Origin of the sequence: Thiomicrorhabdus sp. zzn3 (assembly GCF_029767755.1) — a bacterium.
In the GTDB taxonomy this organism is placed as follows: domain Bacteria; phylum Pseudomonadota; class Gammaproteobacteria; order Thiomicrospirales; family Thiomicrospiraceae; genus Thiomicrorhabdus.
Map to the genome: position 1 here is coordinate 25,771 of NZ_JARUQS010000002.1, position 26,715 is coordinate 52,485.

Annotated in this window: 21 protein-coding genes; 12 read left to right on the plus strand and 9 right to left on the minus strand. The window is 51.0% G+C overall.

The features are described from left to right. Positions 1-5 precede the first annotated feature (5 nt). The 6 genes from QCB44_RS07785 to QCB44_RS07810 all read left to right on the plus strand — a co-directional run bounded on the left by QCB44_RS07785 (position 6) and on the right by QCB44_RS07810 (position 6,672). A complete protein-coding gene (locus tag QCB44_RS07785; RefSeq protein ID WP_279409262.1) occupies positions 6-443 on the plus strand; it encodes a hypothetical protein in 438 nt (145 codons plus the stop codon). A 94-nt stretch (positions 444-537) separates the two neighbouring features. Then, positions 538-1,788: a malic enzyme-like NAD(P)-binding protein gene (locus QCB44_RS07790; RefSeq protein WP_279409263.1), complete on the plus strand. Its 1,251-nt coding sequence runs from the start codon at positions 538-540 to the stop codon at positions 1,786-1,788. Positions 1,789-1,825: 37 nt separating this feature from the next. Further along, the gene (locus QCB44_RS07795) at positions 1,826-3,922 is read left to right on the plus strand and encodes a bifunctional diguanylate cyclase/phosphodiesterase (RefSeq protein WP_279409264.1); all 2,097 of its coding nucleotides are present in this window, start codon (positions 1,826-1,828) and stop codon (positions 3,920-3,922) included. Between the two features lie 18 nt (positions 3,923-3,940). Continuing rightward, positions 3,941-5,008: a ChaN family lipoprotein gene (locus tag QCB44_RS07800; RefSeq protein WP_279409265.1), complete on the plus strand. Its 1,068-nt coding sequence runs from the start codon at positions 3,941-3,943 to the stop codon at positions 5,006-5,008. A gap of 108 nt (positions 5,009-5,116) precedes the next feature. Further along, positions 5,117-5,917 (plus strand): MotA/TolQ/ExbB proton channel family protein, encoded by an 801-nt coding sequence (locus QCB44_RS07805; RefSeq protein ID WP_279409266.1) that lies wholly within the window; start codon positions 5,117-5,119, stop codon positions 5,915-5,917. Beyond that, complete coding sequence (locus QCB44_RS07810) at positions 5,917-6,672, plus strand: flagellar motor protein MotB (RefSeq protein WP_279409267.1); 756 nt, start codon at positions 5,917-5,919, stop codon at positions 6,670-6,672. The genes QCB44_RS07805 and QCB44_RS07810 overlap by 1 nt, the downstream gene beginning before the upstream one ends. Positions 6,673-6,743: 71 nt before the next feature. Here QCB44_RS07810 and sppA read toward each other — a convergent pair whose 3' ends face one another. From sppA to QCB44_RS07845, 7 genes are all read right to left on the minus strand, one after another. Then, positions 6,744-7,703 (minus strand): signal peptide peptidase SppA, encoded by a 960-nt coding sequence (sppA, locus tag QCB44_RS07815; protein ID WP_279409268.1) that lies wholly within the window; start codon positions 7,701-7,703, stop codon positions 6,744-6,746. A gap of 11 nt (positions 7,704-7,714) precedes the next feature. Then, positions 7,715-8,719, minus strand: a complete 1,005-nt coding sequence (locus QCB44_RS07820) for a 2-hydroxyacid dehydrogenase (RefSeq protein ID WP_279409269.1) — start codon at positions 8,717-8,719, stop codon at positions 7,715-7,717. After that, positions 8,716-9,885, minus strand: coding sequence for a GGDEF domain-containing protein (locus tag QCB44_RS07825; protein WP_279409270.1), 1,170 nt, complete (start codon positions 9,883-9,885; stop codon positions 8,716-8,718). Before QCB44_RS07825 ends, QCB44_RS07820 begins: the two co-directional genes overlap by 4 nt. 108 nt (positions 9,886-9,993) lie before the next feature. After that, positions 9,994-11,109 carry a TRAP transporter substrate-binding protein gene (locus QCB44_RS07830; protein WP_279409271.1) on the minus strand — a complete coding sequence of 372 codons (1,116 nt, stop codon included), beginning with the start codon at positions 11,107-11,109 and terminating at the stop codon, positions 9,994-9,996. A gap of 178 nt (positions 11,110-11,287) precedes the next feature. After that, a complete protein-coding gene (locus tag QCB44_RS07835; RefSeq protein ID WP_279409272.1) occupies positions 11,288-12,229 on the minus strand; it encodes a J domain-containing protein in 942 nt (313 codons plus the stop codon). 215 nt (positions 12,230-12,444) lie between these two features. After that, the gene (locus QCB44_RS07840) at positions 12,445-14,658 is read right to left on the minus strand and encodes a TonB-dependent receptor (protein ID WP_279409273.1); all 2,214 of its coding nucleotides are present in this window, start codon (positions 14,656-14,658) and stop codon (positions 12,445-12,447) included. 82 nt (positions 14,659-14,740) lie between these two features. Next, the gene (locus QCB44_RS07845) at positions 14,741-14,992 is read right to left on the minus strand and encodes a hypothetical protein (protein WP_279409274.1); all 252 of its coding nucleotides are present in this window, start codon (positions 14,990-14,992) and stop codon (positions 14,741-14,743) included. 263 nt (positions 14,993-15,255) lie between these two features. Here QCB44_RS07845 and pgm point away from each other — a divergent pair, with 263 nt between their 5' ends. From pgm to QCB44_RS07860, 3 genes are read left to right on the plus strand one after another with little or no spacing between them, the layout of a single operon-like run. Continuing rightward, complete coding sequence (gene pgm / locus QCB44_RS07850; RefSeq protein ID WP_279409275.1) at positions 15,256-16,896, plus strand: phosphoglucomutase (alpha-D-glucose-1,6-bisphosphate-dependent); 1,641 nt, start codon at positions 15,256-15,258, stop codon at positions 16,894-16,896. A gap of 11 nt (positions 16,897-16,907) precedes the next feature. Next, entirely contained in the window at positions 16,908-17,840 is a 933-nt protein-coding gene (locus QCB44_RS07855; protein WP_279409276.1) for a patatin-like phospholipase family protein, read from the plus strand. A gap of 2 nt (positions 17,841-17,842) precedes the next feature. Further along, positions 17,843-18,181, plus strand: coding sequence for a hypothetical protein (locus QCB44_RS07860; protein ID WP_279409277.1), 339 nt, complete (start codon positions 17,843-17,845; stop codon positions 18,179-18,181). A 34-nt stretch (positions 18,182-18,215) separates the two neighbouring features. Here the strand turns inward: QCB44_RS07860 and QCB44_RS07865 are convergent, their stop codons facing one another. Then, positions 18,216-19,529 carry a TlpA disulfide reductase family protein gene (locus QCB44_RS07865; protein ID WP_279409278.1) on the minus strand — a complete coding sequence of 438 codons (1,314 nt, stop codon included), beginning with the start codon at positions 19,527-19,529 and terminating at the stop codon, positions 18,216-18,218. A 175-nt stretch (positions 19,530-19,704) separates the two neighbouring features. Between QCB44_RS07865 and QCB44_RS07870 the strand changes: the two genes are divergently transcribed. From QCB44_RS07870 to QCB44_RS07880, 3 genes are all read left to right on the plus strand, one after another. Then, entirely contained in the window at positions 19,705-21,441 is a 1,737-nt protein-coding gene (locus QCB44_RS07870) for a GNAT family N-acyltransferase (RefSeq protein ID WP_279409279.1), read from the plus strand. 423 nt (positions 21,442-21,864) lie between these two features. After that, on the plus strand, positions 21,865-24,768 hold the full coding sequence (locus QCB44_RS07875) for a methyl-accepting chemotaxis protein (RefSeq protein ID WP_279409280.1): 2,904 nt from the start codon (positions 21,865-21,867) through the stop codon (positions 24,766-24,768). Positions 24,769-24,926: 158 nt separating this feature from the next. Next, positions 24,927-26,186: a GGDEF domain-containing protein gene (locus tag QCB44_RS07880; RefSeq protein ID WP_279409281.1), complete on the plus strand. Its 1,260-nt coding sequence runs from the start codon at positions 24,927-24,929 to the stop codon at positions 26,184-26,186. A gap of 58 nt (positions 26,187-26,244) precedes the next feature. On the opposite strand, the gene QCB44_RS07885 is transcribed toward QCB44_RS07880, so the two are convergent. Beyond that, positions 26,245-26,697, minus strand: coding sequence for a rhodanese-like domain-containing protein (locus QCB44_RS07885; RefSeq protein ID WP_279409283.1), 453 nt, complete (start codon positions 26,695-26,697; stop codon positions 26,245-26,247). Between the last annotated feature and the right edge of the window lie 18 nt (positions 26,698-26,715).

Consider the following 26,715-nt stretch of genomic DNA (forward strand, 5'->3'; position numbering starts at 1 on the left):
CACCGATGGCGATCAGCCTGCGAGACACACGGCCCTTAGAAAAACTGTTCACCTCGGCCATCAATGTGGCTGTGGCACTGGTATTTCTAGTGCCGTTTTTCTGGGTCGATTTCTCCGCCTTAGAATTGAAGTGGATTTTTATCGGCCTGTTTCTGCTGCAAAACCTCGTCGCCATCAGCTTCTTTGACTACCGTTTGCCGGGCATGGTCGTACAAAACACCCAATGGAAACACCCCTATCCACTGCCGAATCAACTAGTGCATGCGCTGCTTTATAGCGCCAGTTTTTCGACCCTGCTGTTCTGGGTCTGGTTTCCCGGCGATTTGCTGCTGATCAATCTGTTGCTGCTGCAGTGGCCCTGCATTCAGCTCACCGGCACCACAATGCATGGCTGGCTGTCGGGAGGCATGAAAGACGTAAAGCTTTCACAAAGCGCCCCCTGATTTTGGCGGCCACAGAATACGTACAATAGCGTGTCATGCTAACCATTTTGTTTTACAATCAGAAAACCGGCCTAAGTAACCAAGCGAGCAAATTATGAGCGATTTACGCCAGGACGCCCTGCATTACCATGAACGCCCCCATCCGGGAAAATTGGAAATACACCTCACCAAACCGTGCGATACCCAGCGCGATTTGAGCCTAGCCTACAGCCCGGGGGTGGCCGAACCGGTACGCGAAATTCAAACCAATCCGGAAAACGCCTACCGTTATACCAATAAAGGCAATCTGGTGGCGGTGATCTCCAATGGCAGCGCCGTTCTGGGACTCGGCGACACGGGGGCTTTGGCCAGCAAACCGGTAATGGAAGGCAAGGCGATGCTGTTTAAGCGTTTTGCCAATATTGATGTGTTCGATATCGAAGTCGACGCGGATAACGCGCAGGATCTGATTCAAACGATCGTGAACATTGCCCCGACTTTTGGCGGCATTAACCTTGAAGACATCGCCGCTCCGATGTGTTTTGCAGTGGAAAAAGCCCTGCAGGAAAAGCTCGACATTCCCGTTTTTCACGACGATCAACATGGCACCGCCATTGTTGCCGCGGCTGCACTGCTCAACGCCCTCAAACTGCAAAACAAAACACTGTCAACCTCCAGAATTGTCTGCGTGGGGGCTGGCGCCGCCGGTCTGGCAAGCATGAATTTGCTGATTGAACTGGGGGCTAAACCGGAAAACATTCTTTTGGTGGATCGCGAAGGCGTGGTGAGCACACGGCGTCGCGACTTGAATATCTATAAACAACCGTTTGCGCGGGAGACCGAATGCGAGACTTTGGCGGAGGCCATAAAGGACGCCGACGTCTTTTTTGGGGTCTCGGAAAAGGATGTTCTAACCCCGGAAATGCTGTTGAGCATGGCAAGCCGCCCAGTTGTCTTTGCGATGGCCAACCCCGATCCGGAGATTGATCCAAGATTGGCGTTTCATACCCGTCAGGATCTGATTATTGCGACCGGACGCAGCGATTTTCCAAATCAGGTCAACAATGTGCTGGGCTTCCCGTATCTGTTCCGCGGCGCTTTGGATGTGCGTGCCAGTGAAATCAATATGGAAATGCAAAAGGCCGCGGTCTATGCCTTGCAAAAGCTGGCCCAGACGCATGTACCCAAAGAAGTATTACACGCTTACGGCCTGAAGACTTTGGAGTTTGGCACCGATTATATTTTGCCCAAACCCACCGATCCGAGACTCATCAATGTGATTCCTCAGGCGGTCAGCGAAGCGGCCATTCGCTCGGGCGTCGCACGCACTCATTTGCAACACTCACCGACAGAAGACTTTATTTAAAATACTAAACACAAAAACGGACTCGATATTACCTGTTATGAATACACTGCCCAATGAGACCCTGAACCAGCTTGCCAAGAAAATTATGGCAACCGTGGAAAACATCATTATCCTGCTTGATGCAGAGGGCATTATTCGCCAATTCAACCCGGCGGCAGAAAAGTTAACCGGCTACCATGCGGAAGATCTGATTGGACATGCCCATTGGAGCATGTTGGTGCCGGAAGATGAACGCCCTCAAGTTTTTGATACCTTTAATCAACTTAAAGCCGGTGACTTTCCTAATACGCGCATTAATCACTGGGTCACCCAAAACGGTCAAACGCGCTCCATAAAATGGAACAACAGCGTCATCACCGACGCCGATGGCAAGGTTCAATATGTGGTCGCCACCGGAACCGACATTACCGAACAGGTGGAAACCAATGAATATCTAGCGATTTCCGCCAAGGCGATGGAGAGCGGCGAAGGCTTGATTATTACCGATAAAAACGGGGTCATTATCCGTACCAACCGGACTTTTTCCGAGGTCACCGGATACCGTGAAGAAGAGGTCATCGGCAAAACCCCGCGCCTGTTCAGCTCTGGACAACATGACGCTCAGTTTTATGAAGCGATGTGGGAAGGCTTGTCCGAACGGGGGTTCTGGTCCGGCGAAATCTGGAATAAACGCAAAAATGGCGAAATTTATCCGGAATACCTCAAAATCAGTGCCGTATATGACGATCATCACGAAGTCACTCACTATGTGGCCAGCTTTTCCGATATTTCCAAAATCAAGAACGCCGAACGTCAGGTACAGTACCTGGCCAATTACGACTTTATTTCCGGCCTGCCAAACCGCACCTATTTCATTAAATTATTGCGCACACTGATCGATAAACCGCACAAGTCGTCTTTTGGACTCGTTGTGCTGCACATCCGTCTGCATAAACTGTCCAAACTCAATACCCAACTGGGCATCAGTACCACCGATCAAATGCTGACTCAATTTACTCAGCGCTTGACGGAATTATTAAATCAGCAAACGTTTATTGCCGGACGCACTTCTGGCTCGGACTTTACTATCGTCATCGAACACCCTAAAAGTCAAAACCTGGTTAAGTTCGCTCAGGAACAAGCGGAAAAAATCATTCAAACCACCCAAACCCTGAACCATTCGCAGGAACACGAAATCACCGATTTAGATCCGAGAATAGGCATTGTACTTTACCCCTCAGCAGAAGAAGAGGATCTTCATGGTCGTGCCGAAACACTACTGGAGCACGGACTTTTAAGCAGTTTTGAGGCAATCGACCAGGGACTTAAATACCACTTCTACTCCGAAGAATCGCAAAAAATCGCTCAGGAAAGTTACAAATTGGAACAAGCGCTGAGCCGCGCCATCCAAGACATGGAAGAATTTGAGCTGTACCACCAGCCGCAGTTTAACAACAGCCATCAGATCACGGGGGGTGAAGTCCTCATTCGCTGGAAGCATAACGGCAGCTATGTTCCGCCCAATGTGTTTATCCCTTTTGCCGAATCGGCGGGGCTGATGCCTAAGATCGGTCATTGGGTCTTGAAAAAAGCCATTGAACAAATTGTCGAGCTGCAAGAACAAGGCTTATTGGCTTACTACTCCGAAGTTTCCGTCAATATCAGTCCTAAACAGCTCGTTTCAGAGAACTTTATTAGCGATCTGAAAACCCTGATCGCCCCTTGTCCGTGGGTGGCCGAACACCTAAAGCTGGAAATTACCGAGACGGCCTTTATCGAGGACATCGCGCTCGTTAAACAGCAGGTTTCCGCGATTCGCGAGATGGGGATGAAACTCTCGATTGACGATTTTGGAACCGGCTACTCCTCGCTTTCTTACCTGACAGAACTGGAGTTTGATGAGCTCAAAATAGACAAAAGCTTTATCGATCATGTGCACATCCGTTCCCATAAAGCCCACAAAATTACCGTTTCCATTTTGGGAATCGTCCGTGCACTTGAGGTAAGGGTGGTCGCCGAAGGCGTAGAAACACAGGAACAACTCTCTACCCTCGCCGATTTAGGGTGCCAGTATTTCCAAGGTTACCTGCTTAGCCAACCGAAAGCGTTTAACGAATTAATTCAGGAACTGACGCAATTACCTCATTTGGAATAAACAGGCCTGGTAGAAACCATGAACCGATGTCGCTCAACGCTCAATATGCCTAACCGATGCCGCCGCCACTCGCTCGTTTCTGCGCTCGCATTGAGTGTCCTTTTGGGGTTAAGCGGCTGCGCCAGCCCACTCAAAACCGGGGAGACTTCAGACCCGGCACCAACCTCCCAAGCTCAAGCGCCTACGCTGACGACGCTGTATGACAGCATTCTTATCGATACTCATCGTAAAACGCCCATCTCACTGCCCGATCTGGTAAAAGCTCTAAAAGACAGCGATGTCATCTTTATCGGTGAGTTTCACGGCAACCACGCCTCTCATTTTCTGCAAGCTCAGCTGCAAGCGCGGCTATTCCAACAAAACCCCAAACAGATTCTTTCCATGGAACAGTTTGAGCGCGATCAGCAGACCATTCTCAACCGTTATCTCGATAACGAAATCGGCGAAGCTCACCTCATTAATGAGGCACCGGCCTGGGAAAATTATGCCGCTTCCTACCGCCCCTTGGTGGAATTTGCCAAACAGCACTGGCTTCCTGTCGTCGCCGCCAATGCCCCGGTGAGCATTGTGCGCTGCATTGGCCGCCAGGGCGAAGCTTATTTAGCCAAGTTGGATGCCACGGAGCGCCGCTCCATTGCAGACCGACCTTTTGCGGACATTCCCGGCTACCAAGAAACTTACCAGGCCTGGTTAAGCGGCGCGCGTCACCTTTCCGGCAACCGGATGCATAACAGTTTTTTGGCGCAGTTGAGCCGTGACAACACCATGGCGGAAAGCATCGCCAGGGCCTTGGCAGATCACCCGGATCACCAAGTCATTCATCTTAATGGCGCCTTTCACAGTGATTACGGTTTGGGAACGGTGGCTGCGCTGAAACGCTTGCGTCCCGACTTAAACATTACCGTGATCAGTCCGATCGCGGTTGACAATCCTCAACAACCGAATTACCCGCAGATAGAGTTAAACAAAGGGGATTACCTTTATCTGATTCAGCCACAACCGGAAAAATACCGTTCGGTGCCATACCGACAAAAAGTCATGACACGCCTGTTTAAACAGGCCAAAGAAAAACCCTGTAAAGAGTAAATATTCAACCTATTTTAAACATGGCCGTTAAGCTAAACAGAAACAGAGGCCGAACGGCTCAGTTATTGCTTGCATATCGTAGTATGCAAAATCACATTTGAGGAAACGATGCGTATTTCTATGACCGCCCTGATGGGGTTCTTTCTCGGACTTGGCCTGTTTGCCTTGGCCGTTTACCTGAACACCGATAATTACTTGATGTTTTTCAGTCTTTCCAGCCTGCTTATGGTTTTGGGAGGGACGCTTGCCGCCGCCATGATCTCTTATGACGGCCGCAGTGTCTTGCAGGCGGTCAAAGAAATTGTGGCCACCCTGAGCTCCGCCAAAGTCGACTTACGCACCTTGTACGAGGACGTCGGCGTCCTGATTGACTGGTCGAAGATCGTGCGCCGGGAAAGCCTGAAAAAACTGGAGAATTCAGTCGCGCTCTCTTCCTACGATGACAAGAACTTTTTAGGTCAATCGTTCGTGTATCTGCTTTCCGGCTACCGCGGTGACAAACTGCGTTTGTTACTCAATCATACCCGCAACTCAATTTACGAACGCAATATGATACCGTCAAAGGTCTTGATGACCATGGCTTCCGCCGCGCCCGCATTTGGCATGATCGGAACCCTGGTCGGGCTGATTATTATGCTTAACAACATGAACGGCGACCCTTCTAAGATCGGTTCCGGACTTGCGGTGGCTTTATTAACGACGCTCTACGGCGTGCTCATGGCCCAGCTGATTTTCAAACCGGCCGCCAGAAAAGTCGAACACAAGCAGGATCTGGAAGCCTATCGTAACCAGGTCCTTACCGAAGGCGTGGTCTTACTGTCCGAAGGGGTCGCGCCATCGCGTATTGAGGATTCCATGAACGCCTTCTTGGAACCCAACTTTCAATTTAAACGAGCCGAGCGCGGATAATGGAAACCCATACAGATAAGGCCATGCAGCCGCCCACCTCGGAAGAGCTGGAGCGCTGGATGGAGCAAAAAACGCTCCGCCCGACGCCTCTGAATCCAGGCAAACGTCCCTCTGAAGAAAACGGCGATGATTGGCTGGTGACCTATGCCGATGCGGTCACGATCATTCTCGCCTTTTTTGTCTTGATCTTTTCCGTGTCCGAGGTCCGGCAACAGCAGTTTGAATCCCTGCAAACCTCACTCGGACAGACGCTGCTGCATAAAAAAGAGGTTAAAAACCCGCTTAATGATTTGCAGCTTTCACTTTCAGGCATCTTGCAGGAACACCGCATTGATCCGCTACAGGCGGTTACGGTCACCGACCATGAACTGAAAATCGATCTGCCGGGCGAATTGTTGTTTAAAAGCGCCTCCACCGATTTGGAGGCCGAATCGGTGCGCTTGATTGAAGCGCTGGCACAAAAGATCAAACAGTTTCCATTACAGAACTACGCCATTGAAATCGAAGGCCATACGGACGATGTGCCGATCAGCACACTGCGCTACCCCTCCAACTGGCAACTCTCTTCAGGGCGCGCCATTTCCGTTTTAAGCCTGTTCTTTAAGGCTGGAATCGACAGCGATCGTCTCAAAGCGGTGGGCTATGCCGACACCCGCCCGAAAGTGCCAAACCGTGATCTTAGAGGCCTGCCTATCGAAGCCAATCGCGCTCAAAACCGCCGGGTCGAGATCAAGGTCGCTAAGATTGCCCAGTAAAAAGGGCTTGGTCACCTTTTCAAATAACGTGAACAGGCCTGGCTGCACAGGCCGATTTCTTCCCGAAAACATCAAGGCAGGTAGAGATAGTAAAGTCCTGGTTCCAGCTGCAAAGCGTTTCCTAGCAACGGCGTATCAACAAGCGCTTGCGTCTGCCCGACTTCGACCGACATATTAGGCGAATAGACCGACGCATTGGCATTACGGTTATAGCGATAGGTCACCACATTGCATTGCTTCTCTCCGGCAAGCTCACAGGCCTGCTGGGTGGCGTCAGAAAGGTACCCTAAAGAATCCACCAAACCGATCTCTTTAGCCGCCATCCCGGTGTAAATACGCGCGCTCTGCACCGCTTTCATCGTTTGATTATCGAGTTGGCGGTGCTGTTGCACCAACTGATAAAAGCGCTGTGCCATTTCATCCACCAAATTTTGAAATAATTGGCGATCGCGCTCATTAGCCGGGCGGAAAGGAGACCCCATGTCCTTACTGACCCCCGTTTTATAGACATTCACGCCGACACCGATCTTTTCCATGGTACCGGAGAGATCGGCGGTCACCGAAATGACTCCCACCGATCCGGTTACCGTACTCGGATGTGCCTGGATATGATCTGCGGCCATCGCCAGATAGTAGCCCCCGGATGCGGCCACATCCATCATCTGCACATAAAGCGTCTTGGCGCTGCGTTTTTTAAAGGCGAGCAGTTCATGGTAGAGAATATCACTGGCGGTGACGCCGCCACCGGGCGTGTTGAGCTTAAGCACCACCGCTTTAATCTGCTCATCCTCTTCGGCTTTTTTCAACTGCATCAAGACTGAATCTAACAGGCTCGGTGCCTTGGAAAACAAGCCAGAATCCGGTTGATCATTGATCTTGCCGCGCACCTCAATCAACAGTACCTTGGCCTGAGCACCTGGCGTTTCCGACACCACCTGCTCTTTAAACGGCTTGCCGTAATCGGGACCTAAATGAATATTCGCGCAGCCAGAAAACAGAAGCGCTGACACCAGTGCTAATAGCGGCTTCATGGCGACCACTCTCACTTGGGTTCCTCCCCGATTTTGACCTCATTGACGAGCAGTTCACCGCCCATAAAGGCGCGGATATTTTCCGTGGTGGTTTCGGCAATGTGGCTCAAAGCTTCTTCGGTAAAGTAAGCCTGATGGCCGGTCACCAGCACATTCGGGAAGGTCAGCAGACGCTCAAACTGGTCATCCTCAATGATCTCGCATGAGTGATCTTCAAAAAACAGCGTGCCCTCTTTTTCGTAGACATCCATCCCCAGATAACCGATCTGCTTGGACTTCAGCCCGTCAATCAACGCCTGAGTTTCCGCCAGCGCACCGCGGCCGGTATTGATCAGCATCACCCCTTTTTTCATCTTATCGATGGTCACCGCGTTGATCATATGCGTCGTTTCCGGAGTCAATGGACAGTGCAAGGAGATAATATGCGATTCACTCCAGATGGTATCCAGCTCCACCTGTTCCAGACCCAACTCTTTGCAGGTTTCACATTCGTATGGGTCATACACCAGAACCCGGCAGCCAAACGCCTTTAAAATCTGACCGGCAATGCGCCCGATCTTACCGGCGCCGATAATCCCAACCGTCTTACCGTGCATATCAAACCCCAGCATGCCGTTTAGCGAAAAGTTGCCCTCACGGACCCGGTTGTAGGCGCGATAAAGTTTCCGGTTCAGTGCAAGCATCATCCCTATGGCATGTTCAGCCACGGCATAAGGAGAATAGGCGGGCACGTTCACTACCTGAATCCCCAACAAGCGTGCAGCCTTGAGATCCACATGGTTAACCCCCGCACAGCGCAGAGCAATCAGCTTGGTGCCTCCTTCAGCCAACTTTTCCAGTACCTTGAGGTCAAGGCGGTCATTAACAAACGCACTGACCACCTCGGCGCCTTCGGCATAGGCGATCGTATTCAAATCAAGCGGCACTTCCAGATACAGCGGATTCCATTCCGGTTCAAAGGTTCGGCACAACGCCTGACGGTCATAGATTTTAGTACTGTAAACCACCGTTTTCATACATTTACCTGCTCTAGTAATTGGGGGGATGAAGAAGGTTCGGATTGGCTAATGACAACCTGGTTGCGTCCCAAATGTTTAGCCTGATACAACGCCTTGTCGGTCATGCTGTACAGCGTTCTAAAACTACGCAGTTGATTCAGCCGAATGAAATGGATTCCCATCGAGATGGTTAAATACGGTTTTGAAGCGTCCGGGGCGTGTTCAATCTTCAGGCTTGCTATCTCCTGAACCATCTGCGCAACCCATTGGGCACTTTCATGCGGGTTTTCCGAAAACAGCAAGCCGGCAAACTCTTCACCTCCAAGCCTAAACACCAAATCCTCACGTCGGCGAATGTAATTCCGCACGGTTTTGGCCACTTTCTTGAGGGCCTCGTCGCCTTTGTCATGACCAAAATAGTCGTTATAAAGTTTAAACTGGTCAATATCCAGAATAAAAAAGACCAAATACAGCTCACTGTTTTTATATTCGGCCAACTTCTGCACCACCACTTTATTGAAGTAGTGGCGGTTATAGAGCTTGGTCAAGCCATCGGTAGTCGACAGTCTTTGCAATTCCTGCATATAGCGCTGTTCTTTATTGCGCTGCAGCTGAATCTGTTCATTTAAACGGCTGTGGGTCATATCCACCACCACCGCAATCATAGCCCCCCAAATCGAGGCGATTACCAAACGCACAAAACTGAGTTCGCTCCAGCTTTGTTGCCAATGGTCAATGCCGTAATAAGCCAGAGAAAAGACTACCGCATAGAACACTAACAGATAACGCACTCCCACTTGCCAACCATTAAGCGCCACTATGACAAAAGGCACAAACATCAACCACAGCAGGCCAAAATCCTGGTTTTGATTCAGGTGCATATACACCGGGAAAAACAGCAAGACGGCGATACTGGCGACATGTCCGGTGAGCACACAGTTGCGCCGCTTGAACAGATCCAATAACAGCAACGCCGTGATCATCAACGCCACCAAATCGGCACTCAAAATCGCCATGTTGCCGGTATAAAAATAGTGGAACAGCACAAAACCGAACAAAACGGCCACCACAGTCGACAGCAGTATCTTGGATAAGAAAAGCCTTGATGCGCGGTGCAGGTCTTCACCCCTGGAATGTTGCGAGCGCAAACGTTCCATTTTGTTTTGAGGAGAGTTATTTTTCATCAATTACTCAGTTCCTTTTACTGAGAGTATACGCTTTGACAGCGGCCAAACACAAAAAAAGCACTGAGATTCAGTGCTTTTTTCTGGGTCAACACAACAGGCCAGACCTTACAGCTCGCGAGCCTGCAAATAGGCCTGCTCAGAGGCTTCTGTCCATTGCACCACTTGATCGCGGAACGCTTTTTGCGACGCCCACACGCGCCCGGACAGTTCATCCTGCTTGGCTTCCTCTTCCACCACTTGTTCCGACAGTGCTTTCAGTTCTTTAAGCACTTCATCCGGGAAGCGGCGCAATTCCACGCCATGTTCTTTAATCAAGGTTTGCAACGCCTGCTGATTACGCGCGGTATATTCGGAAAGCATTTCCAGATTTGCCACCTTGATGGCATTGCGCACAATGCTTTGCAGATCGGCCGGCAATTCATTAAAGGCTTTTTCGTTAATCATGCACTCCATCGTCGTACCTGGCTCATGCCAACCCGGTGTGTAATAGTATTTAGTCGCTTTATACAAACCAAATGCCAGATCGTTATAAGGTCCAACCCACTCGGTCGCATCCAAGGCGCCAGACTGCAATGACGGGAAAATTTCCCCGCCCGGAAGCGTTACCGGTACACCGCCGGCACGTTTGAAGACTTCACCGCCCAGTCCCGGGATGCGCATTTTCAAACCTTCAAGATCTTTGAGGCTGTTGATCTCTTTATTAAACCAACCGCCCATCTGCGTACCGGAATTTCCCGCCGGGTTTGGAATCAGGCCAAACGGCTTGTAAGCCTCTTCCCACAATTCCATGCCGCCGCCGTAGTACAGCCAGGCGTTCATTTCGTTGGCGGTCAGGCCAAACGGCACCGACGAGAAAAACGCCGCCGATGGAATTTTGCCTTTCCAGTAGTAAGCTCCGGCATGCCCCAGTTGCGCATTACCACGGGAGACCGCATCAAACACTTCAAACGCACCGACCAGTTCACCGGCACCATACACTTTGACTTTAATGCGCCCGCCGGACATTTCATTGATCAAACGCGCGACATTATTGGCTCCCGTTCCCAATCCCGGAAAATTCTTCGGCCAAGTGGTGACCATTTTCCATTCATAGGTTTTCTGCGGTTGTGCCGCAGCCGCTGGCTGGTTTTCGTCCTGCTGACCACATGCCGTCAAAGCGGTGGCCGCCGTTGCTCCGGCCACCGCCCCCAATAATTCTCTGCGTCCTAAACTCTGTTTCATGTTTTATGCTCTTTAAGTAAAAATATTGACCACCATTTTATGCAAAAGCCTGCGTTCAATAAAATTTTTTTAGCTGGAGGGATTCTTGTGTTTTATGTCATCGCTTGCAAACAGACATAAAAAAACCCGGTCAATCTCAAATTAACCGGGTTATTTTCGGCCTCAACGCAACTGCTCTTTAGTCCTCTAAAAGCTCGCGTGGATTAAATGCCATCTGTTGCGCCATCTGTTCGTAAAACGCTTTTTGTTCATCGGTCTCCGCCGGCGGCGTGTGAATTTGTACAATCACATACTGATGGCCCGGCTCTTTGCCTTGAGCGCCGCCTAAACCCCGACCTTTAATGCGCAACTTGGCGCCGGATTGCGTGCCCGGAGCGATCGACAGCATGACTTTGCCTTTCAGGGTCGGCACCGCCACCTTGGCACCCAAAGCCGCCTCCCAAGGGGTCACCGGCAGATCCAGATACAGATCCTTTTCTTCCACACGGAAACGTGGATCTTTCTGCAGATTGATCTCAATGATCACATCCCCATTCGGCCCACCGTTAAACCCGCTGAAGCCTTTGCCTTTGACCCGAATTTTCTGTCCCTGAATCACTCCGGCCGGAATACGCACCTTAATCGGTTTGGTATCATAGGAATAGCTTTGTGAACGCGGATCACCGGTCTGCACATTAATGGTTTTTTCGACCCCCTCAATCGCTTCTTGCAAGGTGACCATCACCGCAACCTTCTGATCGTCCCCTTTTTGCGGACGCGCTTGCTGCTGACCGAATCCTCCACCAAAGCCGCCAAAATCGGCTCCTGCCTGACCGCCAAAGCCTTGGCCGCCGCCAAACATGGAACTGAAAATATCGGAAAAATCCGGCCCTTCGCCACCATAGCCGCCAAAACCGGAAGAGCGGTGATGCTCATAATCGGCGCCAAATTGATCGTACATGGCGCGTTTTTGCGGATCGCTCAAGGTTTCATAAGCCTCACTGATCTCTTTAAACTTGGCTTCGTCTCCCGTCGGTTTATCCGGGTGATACTTGGCCGCCAGCTTACGGTAGGCCTTTTTAATTTCCGCCTCGTCCGCGCCGCGACCGACCCCTAATAACGCGTAATAATCTTTGCTCATAACGCTTTAATAATCCTTTCAACTCACCTTTGGTTATAGTCACTTATTGTAATTCAAATAGGGACAGGCCTGGTCGATTTCAAGCCGCGTAGCAATTTATCAAACCCTCTGAAAACAAAAAGGCGCCAAGAGTTGTACTCTTCGCGCCTTAACGTTTTTGCAAACTGAACAGGCCTGGTCAGAATTCGCCAAACCTGCATTCGAGCTCTCGCCGATTAAAAATCGACTCTCGCCGTCAGTTTGAAGTTGCGCCCCGAATTCAACGTATAACCCTTGTAGGTGTTGAGGAAATCCACATAGGCGGTATCAAACAGGTTTTCCACCGCGGCACCCAATCTGAGGGTTTGCTGATTCAGTTTCACATCCGCCACATAACTCAGGTTCCACAACGCATAAGCGTCGGTGGAAGCGGTACCGATCGGCATATTGTCAAACTGCGAGAACGGCTCATACAGCCCGGCTGCATCGTTTTCCGCTACCAGTTTGACCCCCAGCGACACCTTCTGGTTGTGCCAGTTACCTTGATCAACCGGGTGATAGTGACCGTTCAATGTCAGGTTGTTGGCCGGAATCAACGGCAGCTCCTGATCATTGGATACGTCCTGACCGTCAATGATCTCCAAGGCCAGATCGCCTGACCAGCGCGCATTGAAGCGCTGCGCATAACTCAATTCCAACCCGCGGATTTCCGCATCGGTCTGCTGCGCCTGCATCTCCGGCAAGGTTCCCGGTACCTGCGTATCAAACTGCGTGGCTAGATCTTCCTCGTCCAGCGCATCATTACTTTCAATCGCCGCTTCGCTGTAACGGTATTTACCGGTGTTCGCCAGATAGATGTAGTCACTGATGCGGTTCTGATACACCGTCGCCACCATCTGCGCTTTGTCCGTCTGCCAGCGCAAAGAGAGGTCGGTATTCAACGAAATCTCTTCATTTAAATCGGGATTACCGATCTGGAAGGCCTGCACCCCTCCGTGCTCGCCACCGGCATACAACTCAAAAATGCTCGGCGCACGGAACCCGCGTGCCAGATTCGCCGCCAGACTCCACTCCTCGTTCAAGCGATAAGTGGCCCCCAAAGAACCGCTGAAAACGCTGAAGTCACGCTCGTTATTGGTCTCATCAAAGAAGCCAAGTTCCTCAAAATGCTCATTGTCGTCATTGATCGGGGCTTCAACCGTGTGTGTATCGTAACGCGCACCGAACTGTACCAGCCAGCGGTCGTAATCCGCCTCTTCAAACAGGTAAATCGCGCGCTTGCTGACATCCGCCGACGGCGTCAGATGACCGGAACGCAATGTCTGCTGTTTTTCGGACAATTCAACCCCGATCTCCCCTTCAAAATCGCCCAGTTTCGGATGTTCCAACGCGAGTTTGACGTCATCGCGGTGCACGACCAGATCCAGATAGTGATCGGTGCCTTCGTCTTCGCTCATGGTTTCATACGGCAAATCGTGCGTCGCTTCGCGACTATTGCGCGTATGCGTCCAGCTCGGTTTCAGCACCCAGTCGCCATCCAGGAAAAATTCCGCACTCAATTGGGTTTCATCGTTTTGCAGTTTTTGACCGGCGGCCACCGGCCCATATTCCGAAACGGCACTTTCGGCTTCAATGCCGAGATAGTTCTGCTTGGAGAGCCATTGAGTATGACGCAGTTCGATTTGCCCCCAATCGTCCTGATACCCCACGCCGATATTCGCCGAACGGTTCTCGAAATTGGTAAACGGCACCTCTCCGACAAACAGCGGCTTGTCACTCACCGCCGAGGATGGCGTCGCGCCTTCTGCCGAACTCACATCCGGCACACGAAAATTATCCGCTTCACGCACCGAAATACCGGCGGTGACACCAAACTTTTCCGAACCGGCTCCGACCTTGGCGCCCACTTGGGTTTCACGGTTATTGGTGTTGTACTCTGCGGCCACCTCCCCGTGGGTATCACGACCATACGGGATGTCTGACTGAATGACATTGACCACGCCGCCCATGGCTTCGGAACCATACAATACACTCTGCGGGCCGCGAATCACTTCAACCCGCTCGGCCAGATACGGATCCACGTTAGGCAGATGACGCGTACCGTACGCCTGATAATCAGTGGTTTGGCCATTGGACAATACCTTGACGCGATTACCAGTCAACCCTCGGATTACCGGTTTGCCCGACTGAGTACCGGCCGACATATTGTTCACACCGGGAATGCCATCGAGCATCTCCCCTAGGGAACCGCTATCGCGTTGCATTTTTTCCTGACCCGACAACACATCGATTTGCGACGGGACCTCAAAGGTTTCATGCTCATGAATCGGCGAAGCCGACACCGTGACCGGTGCCAGAGAAGTAGAAGAAGCGGATTGATCGGTTTGCGCGTGCACGGAAAGCACGCCGCTGGCCGCCCAAATAGCCAGCGTTAAAGATTTAATTTTCATAGTTTGTTCCTGATTTTAAACAATTGCATCTCATCCCGACGGATCGGGCGAAAACGAATACATAAACGTAATAACGAAAAAATCAGGCTTGAGGCGGGGCGCGTCCCCAATAAACCGTTTGGTAGGCGACTAAGGGATACGATGGCGCCAGCACCGGCAATTGCTGGCTAATCCAGACGGTTTCCGCCAACGGAACCGTATCGGAAGAGGCGGCGCTCGGCTGGCCCAGATATTGATAAATATCACACTCGGCGGTGTGCTGATGGAATGGATGAATTTCAGCATGCAGCAACGTCGCTGTTTGTGCCCAGACAAACAGCGATAGCACGGCCACGGCAAGAGTACTTTTTAAAGAACCCTTCAGGCCAAACAGACTCCAATCAAACCATCGATTCGCAAACATCGTTAAATTATAGACAACTTATCGCCAACAGGAACCGCTCATTATCAACTATTTCTGTCATTCCGCACTTAACAGGCCTGCTGATTTTAGAATTTTCATTTTTTTATCATGCGGGCTGTTTATAATCGTAGTTAATAACTGTACTCGAAATCGACGCTTTTGAATCCAAGCATCTCGCAAAAAAGGAACTGTTTATGGCACTTTCACCCCTCGCCGGAAAACCCGCTCCATTCGATCTATTGGAAAACATTCCGCACTTGATGGCCGACTACTACCACTTGAAACCAGACCCGAACAATCCGGAGCAGGCGGTCAGCTTCGGCACCTCCGGCCACCGTGGCTGTGCCAGCCAAACCACCTTTAACGAAGATCATATTGCCGCGATCTGCCAAGCCATTGTCGAATACCGCCACCTCAACAACACCGTTGGCCCAATGTTTTTGGGCATGGATACCCACGCGCTGTCCGAAGCGGCGCATGCCACCGCCATCGAAGTGCTGGCGGCCAACCAAGTTTCACTGATTATTCAAAGCAACGGCCGTTATACGCCGACCCCGGTCATCTCCAACGCCATCTTGAGCTACAACGAAGGTCGCCAAGGCGGTTTGGCCGACGGCATTATCATCACCCCTTCACACAATCCGCCACAGGATGGCGGCTTCAAATACAACCCGCCGCACGGCGGTCCGGCCGACAGCGACGCCACCAACTGGATTCAGCAGCGCGCCAATGCCATCCTCGCCGACGGCTTGAAAGAGGTTAAGCGTCAGCCATTGAGTCAGGCGATGCAAAGCAACTTTGTGACCCCAACCGATTTGGTTGCCCCTTATGTGGACAATCTGGACAAAGTCATCAATATGCAGGCAATCAAAGACGCCGGACTGAAGCTGGCCGTCGATCCTCTGGGCGGTGCGGGCGTGCACTACTGGAAGCCGATTGCCGAGCGTTACGGGTTGGATCTGACCGTGGTCAACCCGAGAGTGGATGCGACCTTCTCCTTTATGTCGGTGGATAAGGACGGCAAAATCCGCATGGACTGTTCCTCGCCTTATGCGATGGCCGGCTTGATCGACCTGAAAGACCAGTACGACTTGGCTTTCGGTAACGATCCAGATGTGGATCGCCACGGCATTGTCACCCGCTCCTCGGGACTGATGAATCCGAACCATTATCTGGCGGTGGCGATTCAATACCTGTTCACACACCGCCCGAATTGGCCGCAAAATGCCGCGGTGGGTAAAACCTTGGTTTCCAGCTCGATGATTGACCGCGTTGCCCAAGCCCTGAATCTCAACCTATGCGAAGTGCCAGTCGGCTTTAAATGGTTTGTAGACGGCCTGCACACCGGCACCTTCGGCTTTGGCGGCGAAGAGTCCGCCGGTGCCTCCTTCCTGCGCTTTGACGGTGGTCCGTGGAGCACGGACAAGGACGGCATCATTATGAACCTGCTGGCGGCAGAGATCACCGCCGTGACCGGCAAGGACCCGGGAGAGCTTTATGCGGATCTGACCGCACAATTCGGCAACCCGGTGTACAAACGGATTGATGCCCCGGCGAACCGCGAACAGAAAGCCATTCTCAGTGCTCTGTCCGCTGATAAAGTCCACGCCGACACCCTGGCTGGCGAACCCATTACCGCCAAACTGACCCATGCCCCGGGGAACGGTGCGGCGATCGGCGGTCTGAAAATCACCACCGAAAACGGCTGGTTTTCGGCCCGTCCTTCCGGGACCGAAGACATCTATAAAATCTACGCCGAAAGCTTCAAAGACGACGCCCATCTGCACACTCTGCTGGAAGAAGCGCAAGCGATCGTCGATGACGCATTGAAATAAATAGGCACCAAATGACTCAGGATTCCGATCAATCAAAAAGCGTCTCACTGATTCTGGGCAGCGGCGGTGCCCGCGGGCTGGCCCATATCGGGGTGATTCGCTGGCTGGAAGAGCACAACTATCACATTGCCTCCATCAGCGGCAGCTCCATGGGCGCGCTGATCGGCGGTGTCTATGCCGCCGGCAAACTGGATGAGTTTGAAAACTGGTTCAAAACCCTGACCAATACCGATATTCTCGGCCTGCTGGACATCGCTTGGGATCGCAGTGGCCTGATTAAGGGCGACAAGCTATTCTCGATACTCAAGGAAATGATCGGTGACCCCGAGATCGATTCCCTGCCGATCCGCTTTACCGCGGTGGCCACCGACATTGAACAGGAAAAAGAGGTATGGCTTCAATCTGGCCCCATGCTTGAAGCGATCCGCGCCTCCATCGCACTGCCGATGATTTTCACGCCGCACCTGCGTCAGGGGCGCACCCTGATTGACGGCGGCGTACTCAATCCGGTGCCGATCGCACCCACTTTCCGAGATCATACCGACTTGAAAATCGCGGTTAACCTCGGAGCCAAACCCGCGCACATCGCCAAAGAGCTGCTAAAAACACCGGCAAAGAACGATGGTGACGCGTCATGGCTCAACAGTTTGAGCGAACTGTTTGACGATCTAAAGGCGCGCTTTCTCAGCTCAAAGGAAAAACTGGAAACACCGTTTGACTGGGATGTTTACGAGATCAGCAACAAGGCGTTCGACAGCATGCAAAACACCATTGCCCGCCAGAAACTGGCCGCTTATCCGCCGGACATCACCATCGACATTCCCCGCAATGCCTGCGGCATGCTGGAGTTTACCCAGGTCAATCAAATGGTGGCGCTGGGATACCAAATGGCGGAACAGACCCTGAATCACACCAACCCAACAGGCCTGTCCAACAACGAATAGGGGTGGCACGCACCGCCTGTTCTCTGTCTTTTTCCGATCCCACAAATAAAAAAGGCTCTGTATCACAGAGCCAAAACTGGGGATTTGAGATGATGGCCATACAACCTTGGACACTGGGTGTTATAGAGACATGGACAGAAAACGCATCCTTGGCTAACAGCCGGCCAAACCATCTCTTTTCGGCAACACTATGCTTCCTGAAGCGTCCAGCTTCTTCACATGAGCAGCTACCGAATATTGCCAAACCTGTAATCAGCCAAACAGGCTTCAGATTACCGCGTCAGCTTACCCAAAAAAGGGTGGGTAAGCCAATTAAAAATCTAAACGGTTTTGATAGTTAACACTTATTCATAAAGATTGCCCCGTCCATTCCGCTTACGGTTCTTGCAGCAATGAACGAATCACCTGCAGATGTTCTGTTTGATCCCATTCGGTGCCGCCGAACAAGGCAAAACGAATCCGGCCCTGCTTATCGATCAGATAGGTGCTGGGGTAAGCAAACACCTGCCAGGACTGTACCGCACTCCCTGACGGGTCAAGCAAAACGGGAAAGTTCACCGGACGCTGCTGTAAAAACGCGTCAATCGCCGCGGCCTCTTCCGCCAAATTGACCGCCAGAATTTCAAATGGCTGTTCCTTTAACGCCTCCTTTAAACGCGCCATGGAAGGCATTTCATGGACACAGGGCGGACACCAGCTTGCCCAGAAATTCAGCAGGACCACCTGGCCTTGAAAATCCTCCAAAGAGACCGGATTTCCCTCTAAGGTGTGCAATTTCAGAATGCGATCCTGACTGCCTTGATAGGGCTGTAATTGCGTTGAACGCGGAGCTTTAGGGGATGCTGGCGCAGGGATTTGAATCTTGGCCATCTCTCTGGGATGAGACAGATAAGGCAGTTGCAAAGCCATTAAACGACGCATCCGATCCGCCAGCTGCATCGATGCCTGACGCTCCACCGGCAGAGCGTCCGGACGGAAATAGAAGCGGTCGCGCACCTTGGGCCACACCTGCATAAACACTTCGCTGCCCCCTTGCTGAAATTCAGCAGACAGCGCGTCTAAACGCCAACGCCACGGCGACAATTCCGCTTGCAGAACCGCCACCGGCAGATTGATGGTCTTAGTCTGAGGCCAATATTGTGCCGTCTCGCCCGGCTGCGGGGTCTGCACATACAGATTGGGGTTGATCATCAACAGCGCCAGATTCTGAACAGGCCTGTTCAAACCGGTCAAGCCTCTGACAGCCAGCTGCGCGGCTTTATTGGGCGCCACAATCCACAGCGGCTTGCCGTCTTCCAACGCTTTAATCATTAATTCGCTCAGCCATTGCTGTGGCACCTTGTCCACCGCACTCGGGGTCGGCGGCAAAAACAGCGGTTCATACAGATCAGGAAACCAACTTTCCAGACCGGAGTCTGCCAGTTGCTGCGCAATCTGTTTTTCTTCAGGCAAACCGCCATATTCGGAAGGCAACCACAACAGGCGCGCCTGAGCGTTGTTTGAGGCTGGCACAATCTGCAACGGCATGGAGACCGATTCCAGTTCAAGCGACTCGTCGGCCCATAAAGGCGTCGCCATCAACACGGCAAACAGACTCATCGCCCAAGCCATCAGCAACACAACCAACGGTTTTTCACTCTGAGTTGTTGTCTCGGTTCTACAGGTGCGTGATTGTGCCAATACACTCATCTCCAGCCTCTCTTTGCCTTGCTGTTTTCATCTGGTTGTCCTTGTCTGGTGATTGTACGTCAAAAACACCTTACGAAAATTCGCTTATTTCAAAAAAACATCACCACAGTGTCACATTAGATTCAAACTTGACCGAAATAATACACAGTGATTTCAAGTAAGTATGAGAACGCGAATGCTGAATTTAGAAAAAGCCCTGGTCGAAAAATTTCCGGAATTGCCAAATAAAATGGGCGGCAAATTGATTATTAAGCTGATCAAAGCCTTGACCCACGAAGAAGAGATCAACCAGTTCATTCTCAGCCATCAGCACTTGCGCGGTTTTGCGTTTCTGGATCAGGTTCTCAAGCATTTCAACTTCGGCTACAAAGTCAGCTCGCGCTCGCTGAACCGCATTCCGGCCGAAGGTCGGGTCATCCTCGCCGCCAACCATCCGATCGGCTCCCTGGACGGTCTGGCCCTGTTGAAAATGGTACGCAGCGTGCGCCCGGATGTGCGCATTGTCGCCAGCGATCTGCTTAACCATATCGAACCTCTGCAAAATCTGTTTCTGGGCGTGGACAATATCAGCGGCAAACGTTCGCACAAGACCCAGTTTAAAGCGATTTTACAGGCACTGGAAAACGACGAAGCGGTGATTATTTTTCCGGCCGGCGAAGTCTCGCGCATCCGCCCTAACGGGGTGCGCGACGGCAAGTGGAAAGCCGGGTTTTTGAAACTGGCGGCAAAATCCAACTCGCCAATTGTGCCGATCTATGTGGATGCGCGTAATTCGGCGCTGTTTTACAGCCTGTCGGCGCTATACAAACCTTTAGGCACCTTGATGCTGGTGCAGGAAATGTTCAACAAGGATCATCAGGAAATTCAGTTCCACATCGGCAAACCGATTCCGTGGAAATCGATCGCCAAAATGGACATGCCCGCGAAGGCGTTGGCGAACCGTTTCCGCAAGCACCTCTATAAACTCGACAAGGAAGCCAGAGCGGCGAAAAAAGGCAAAAAACCGCTGTTTGAGACCGTGGAAACGGTGGCGCATCCGGTAGACAGAAAAGCACTGAAAAAAACGCTTAAGCAGGCGCAACTGCTGGGTCAGACTCAGGATGGCAAAAAAATCTATCTCTATGATTTTGAAGACGACTCTCCAGTCATGCATGAAATCGGGCGGCTGCGCGAACTGACGTTCCGTTCAGTAGAAGAAGGCACCGGAGCACCACTGGATCTGGACAAATACGATCGCGACTACCGCCACCTGGTCTTGTGGGACGATGAAGATTTGGAGATCGTCGGCGCCTATCGAATCGGCGAAGGCAAGGCCCTGGTCGAAAAATACGGTATCGAGGGCCTTTATACCAGCACCCTGTTTGACCTGAAACCGGAAATCAAACCCTACCTGCCGCAAGCGATTGAATTGGGGCGAAGCTTCGTGCAACCGCGCTACTGGGGCAAACGCAGCCTGGATTATTTGTGGTACGGCATCGGTGCTTATGTTGCCCAACACCCGGAAATTAAATATCTGTTCGGGCCGGTCTCGCTCAGCGACGCTTACCCGCAAAACGCCAAAGAACTGATTATCGGCTTTTATCAGCAACAGTTCGGTTCACACCAGGATCTGGCCAAAGGAAAACGCCCGGTTAAGTTGAGCAAAGAGAACCGAAAAATTGCTGAAAGCGTCTTCAGCGAGGAGTACAAAGCCAGCTTTAAAAAACTCAACGCCCTGCTGGATCTGGAAGGGGTGAAGGTGCCGACGCTGTTTAAACAGTATGCCGAACTATGTGACGACAAAGGCTGTCGCTTTATCGACTTCAGCATCGACCCCGAATTCGGCGACTGCATTGACAGCCTAATTCTAGTGGAACTCGATAAAATCAAGCCGAAGAAAAAGCAGCGTTACCTGACACCCATCGGCGTCTAAAGCAAGCGTCACTCCAATAACTTGTTCACGATGACGGCCACCCGGGGCGCGCACAAAAGCGCCGCGCCGGGTTTTCTTGAGCGCACCTCCTGACAGCGCTACATTAAATCGCACTTCTGTTGCAAACGTGATCGCCCATCTTAATGTACAAAAGAGTTATACAGATAAACCATCAATACGGATTAACACACCACTGATCTGACGCCCCCCAACAGAACTTCAAAAAAATAATCGACCGAAATAACTGTAATTAATTGTCTTTACGGACTTTTAATAAATTTAAAAGCCCGACTTTCAATCCGCTAAAAAACCGCTACAATATTTATACAAAATTGATGGAATTCCTTAACACAGAGCCCTGTCTCATAAAAACGCCTGAGCAGCGCGCCGCTTGTATGACATATGATCTAAAAAACTATGAATATGACGTCCAAAGAAAATCTTCGTTTTATCACCAACGTGGATGCGAATGCCCATATCACCTTTATCAACGAAGACTACCAGCAATGGCTCGGTTACTCGCTTGATGAGATCAAGGGCCAACCCACCCAAATCTTACGCGCTGACAATGTGCCTGAAATCATCCAAAAGACCATTCGCCATGAATGCCGGCAAAATCGAACGCTGGATTTTGTCATCCATGAAAAAAAACGCAACGGAGAAACCTTCTGGGTCAACATGACCATTCAGCCAGTCTTCGAAAATAAACAATACCAGGGATACACCTCTGTCAAACGCCTGATCGAAGACCCAAAGCAAATCCGCCAGGCCCAAGCCCTTTACCGCAAAATCAACCAGGGCAAAATGGTTTACTATAACGGCCAATGGGTTTCAAAAACCAAGCACCGACTCTACTCCCTCCTGGGACTGCACAAAGCCACTTTAAGTCAAAAAATTTTTAGCGCCCTGCTGCTTATTGCGCTGCTGATTTTGGGCGGCGCCTATCTATACGAACAGAATGAAAAGCGTTTGATTGAAGAAGAGGCCGCCGGACAGCATAGTAAACTGTTGGCCGCTTACTTAAACAAACTCATGATGAAAAAGTCGGAAATCGGTCTGACCAATGCCGTTGGCTTAACCTTTGCCGCAGAGATCCGTCGGGCGGCGGCGGCAGAAAACCAAACCGTTTTGGCCAACAACCTAGCCAATATCGGCCAACATTACCGTAGCCTATCGGATTTAAAAAACATCAAGCTGCACTTTACCAATGAAAAAATGCAGTCGTTTTACAAGTCCTGGAAACCTTTGGATGGACAGGTCATTGATGACCTGTCTAACCGCCCCTATTTGCAAGCCATCGCCAAAGAGCAAAAACCGATGGTCGTCAATGCCGTCAGTTCGGCAGGGTTTAACATCAAATCGATTGTTCCCCTGATCGAAAACGGGCGTTATGAAGGCGCGGTCGAATTTATCCAGGGGCTGGGCTCCATTCGCCGTGATTTTGCACGTCAGGGCCAGCAGTATTTGCTCGCCGTCTCTGCCGATTACGCTTTGGCCGGCGACAAGTACCGGGCGCAAAACGCGAACAACATTCCGGTTTCTGCAGATAAGAAGTGGGTAGTGGGACATAACCAACATTTTTCGATGGAAAAGTCAGGGGCGCAAATCGAAACCTTGCGGACACTCGACCTTAATCAGCTATTCAAACGGGGGTACTTGATCACCCCTGAGCAATTCCACTACTCGCAACCGATTTATGACTTTGATAAGCAGTTGATCGGCTACCATGTCATTTCTGAACCTGTCGCCGAGTACCGGGCGATGATTGCAAAACAATTTGAAGTGGCTGAAAACACCTTTCTAGGCATTTTAATCAGCATTGTCGCCATGTTTGCGCTGTTTATGCTGTTGCTGATGATGCAAGTCATCAACCCGATTCGCCGCACTCAGCGAACAATGGAAAACGCCGTAGAAAACACCGACCTGTTTGCCCGCATCCACACCTATGGCAACGACGAAATCCACCAAATGGCCAAGGCCTATAATCGTCAGTCAATGATGGCGCAGGTCGTGATATCCGAGGTCAATACCGCTATGACAGAAGTGGTGTCCGGACGCCTTAGCCACAAAATTTCTTTTCCATTCGAATCGGATTTTGGCTTATTGAAAGACCGCATCAACGCCACGGCTGACGGCTTGAAATCCACCTTCGACATCATTGGCCACGCCATGGACAACTTGCGTAATGGTGAGTTTGACACGCCGCTGACCAACACACTTAAAGGCGAATATGCGCGCGTCATTGAGGACTGCAACTTTGCGATGCAAAGCCTTTCACAAGCCTTTAAAGAGATCAACCAGGTGATGAGTTATGCGGCTCGCGGTAAATTCGACGAACGCATTCACACCCTCTCTTCCGGTGACATTAAACAGTTGCAAATCACCATCAACCAATCTCTAGAGACACTGGAATCCGGGTTTTCAGAAATTGTTTCTGCCGCGCAAAGCATCGCGGCGGGCGACTTTACCCAGCCAATTACCCGTCCCTATGAATACACCTTGAATGAAGCAAAACAGGCCATCAATGACAGCATCAGCAGCCTCACCCACACCCTGTCCCAAGTACTTTCGGTAACCAACCTGGTCAGAGAAGGCATACACAGTGTCGTGGAAGGCACACAAAGCCTGAATCAGCGCACTCAGGAACAGGCCGCTTCTTTGGAAGAGACGTCAGCCGCCATGGAACAAACCACTGCGCAAATTCGCAGCAATCTGGATAACACGCACGCGGCGCAACAGATCACCCAGACGCAAAGCTCGCTGCTGGCAGATGCCAACACAGTCATGCAAGAAACAAAAACGTCAATGAACAATATTCAGGAAGCGTCCGACAAGATCAAAGAAATCACCACCATGATCGATACCATCGCCTTCCAAACCAACCTGCTCGCACTCAATGCCGCAGTTGAAGCCGCACGGGCCGGTGAACACGGCCGGGGATTTGCGGTCGTAGCCGGTGAGGTGCGCAGCCTGGCCGCCAAATCCGCGGAAGCCGCGAAAGAGATCAGCACACTGATTGAACAAACCTCGGGAGCCATCAATATTGGCGTTGCTCAGGTCGATAAAGTCGGCCTCGCTCTGGGGCAGGTAACCGGAGAAACCCAAAAAGTGCTCGACGTCATCAATGAAGTCTCCCGGGCTTCTCAGGAACAATCTCACGGTGTGGACGAAGTCAATCGTGCCATCATTCAAATCGACGGCACGACTCAACAAAATGCGGCTTTGGTAGAAGAAACCACGGCCACCACCGAGGCTCTGCTGGAGTCGGCACAGCAACTGCAAGAATCGGTCAGCCAGTTCCGATTGGCCGCGCCACCGCGTTCTTAAAACCCGTTATCCGAGAACACCACCAGGCCTGTTACGATTTCACTCTGAACAGGACTGGTGATGATTAGCCTAAAGTAACTGCTTGACTTAAAAAGAAATTGTACTGTAGTATTAGATCTTTATCGCAATCCATTCGCATAACCTCTTAAAAGCCCAGAATGAAGACGAAGCCGTCAAGTATCTCAACCAACCGTATCATTGCCGTCGCGTTCATTCTTACGATATTTCTGGTCGGAAGCCTGGTATTGTTTGCGGACATCGTTAGCAACGCCACCCTGCAAAAAGCCTCCAAGTTTGTCGAGAGCCAGTATCAAAAACAGCACCATTTAATGAACATGTATATGGCGGGATCAAACCGGACAGTGGCTCTGGAAACCATGCTTTTGGAAGAGGATCCTTTTGCCAAAGATGAAGCGTTAATGGGTTTTTATCGCAATGAAAAGGAGTACGCCTACCATCGTGACCAATTAAGCGCTCTGATTAACGATAGTGAATACGAGAAAAACTGGTTGAGAACCCTTAATCAAATGGCCCGCAATATTGGTCCGATTCAAGATCAAATCGCAACCCTGGCCATCAATGAAGAAGAGAGAACGGCAACCGAGCTACTGTTTTCACAGACACTGGATGAACTCAAGCGCTTCAACCAAAAGGTGAATGATTTTTCTCTCTATCAGGCAAAAGAAATTCAGAAATCCATTGACTTGGCGAGTTCACAAGTTAATGCCCTGATGGAAAAAGTCATCTTGCTGGCCGCGGTACTGATCATTGTCAGCATGCTGTTTTCCATTTTATTGGCCCGCAGATTCTCTCAGGTTAACCACGCTCTCAGACTGACGAATGACAACCTTGAAAACACGGTCAAGAATCGGACTCAAGCCCTGCTCAATACGCAGGAAAAATTACTGACACGCAACCAACAGCTAGAACAACTCTCCATTTCAGACCCATTAACCCAACTGTTCAATCGCCTCAAAATCGAGCAGATTTTAGAAAAACATCACGAGCGCCTCAGTCGAGACCGCAAGTCTTACTGCGTCCTGCTGATTGACTTGGATCATTTCAAAGCCATTAACGACACTTTTGGACATCACACCGGCGATAAAATTTTGAAGATCTTCTCGGAGCTGCTGCAAAGTTACTTTCAAAAAGAGCACGCCATCGGGCGCTGGGGCGGGGAAGAGTTTATTGTCGTCATGCCTGAAGGCGACATCCATGACGCCGAACAACTGGCGGAAGGGTTTCGCCAACTGGTTGCTCAGCACACCTTCCCGAGAGTTGAACAGATAACATTAAGCAGTGGCTTGGCGTGTGCGCGTTCCGACGAAAGCATATCGGAACTTCTACATCGTGCGGATATGGCGCTATACGATGCCAAGCATGCGGGACGAAATTGCTGTACCAGCAGCAACGGCTGATGGAACAATTCGACTAAAGCACAGCAACATTCAATTCGGCTTTAGGCTTCATTCGGCTTTAGGATTCGGATGCGTCCTGATAACCCGGATTCCAAGGATGATCGCAGCGCATTAAGCTACCTTCGACTGGCGGAACCGTAATATTCCCCTCGCACTCTTTCCATGCTGCAAAGCCACCGGCCAGATTCACGACATTGGTGTAGCCCATTTTTTGCATGGTATCCGTCGCTAAAGCGCCGCGACCGCCAGCGGCACAAAAAACCACCCAGCCTTGGTCAAGATCCGCCATCTCCCCTTTGTGGCAAGCATAATTGGCATCACAAATAGGCTCTAACATCCCTCGCGGGATGTGCACCGCCATAGGAATCGTACCCTCTAAATATTCGGCTGCTTCTCGCACATCCAGCGGTTTGTAGCCACCGCATTTAAAGAGATCCTGCGCTTCTTTACAGTCGATCTCTTTAATATTCGCTTTGGCCGCCATGACCATCTCTTTTAATCTTAAAGGCATCTGCCCCTCCTCTTACCT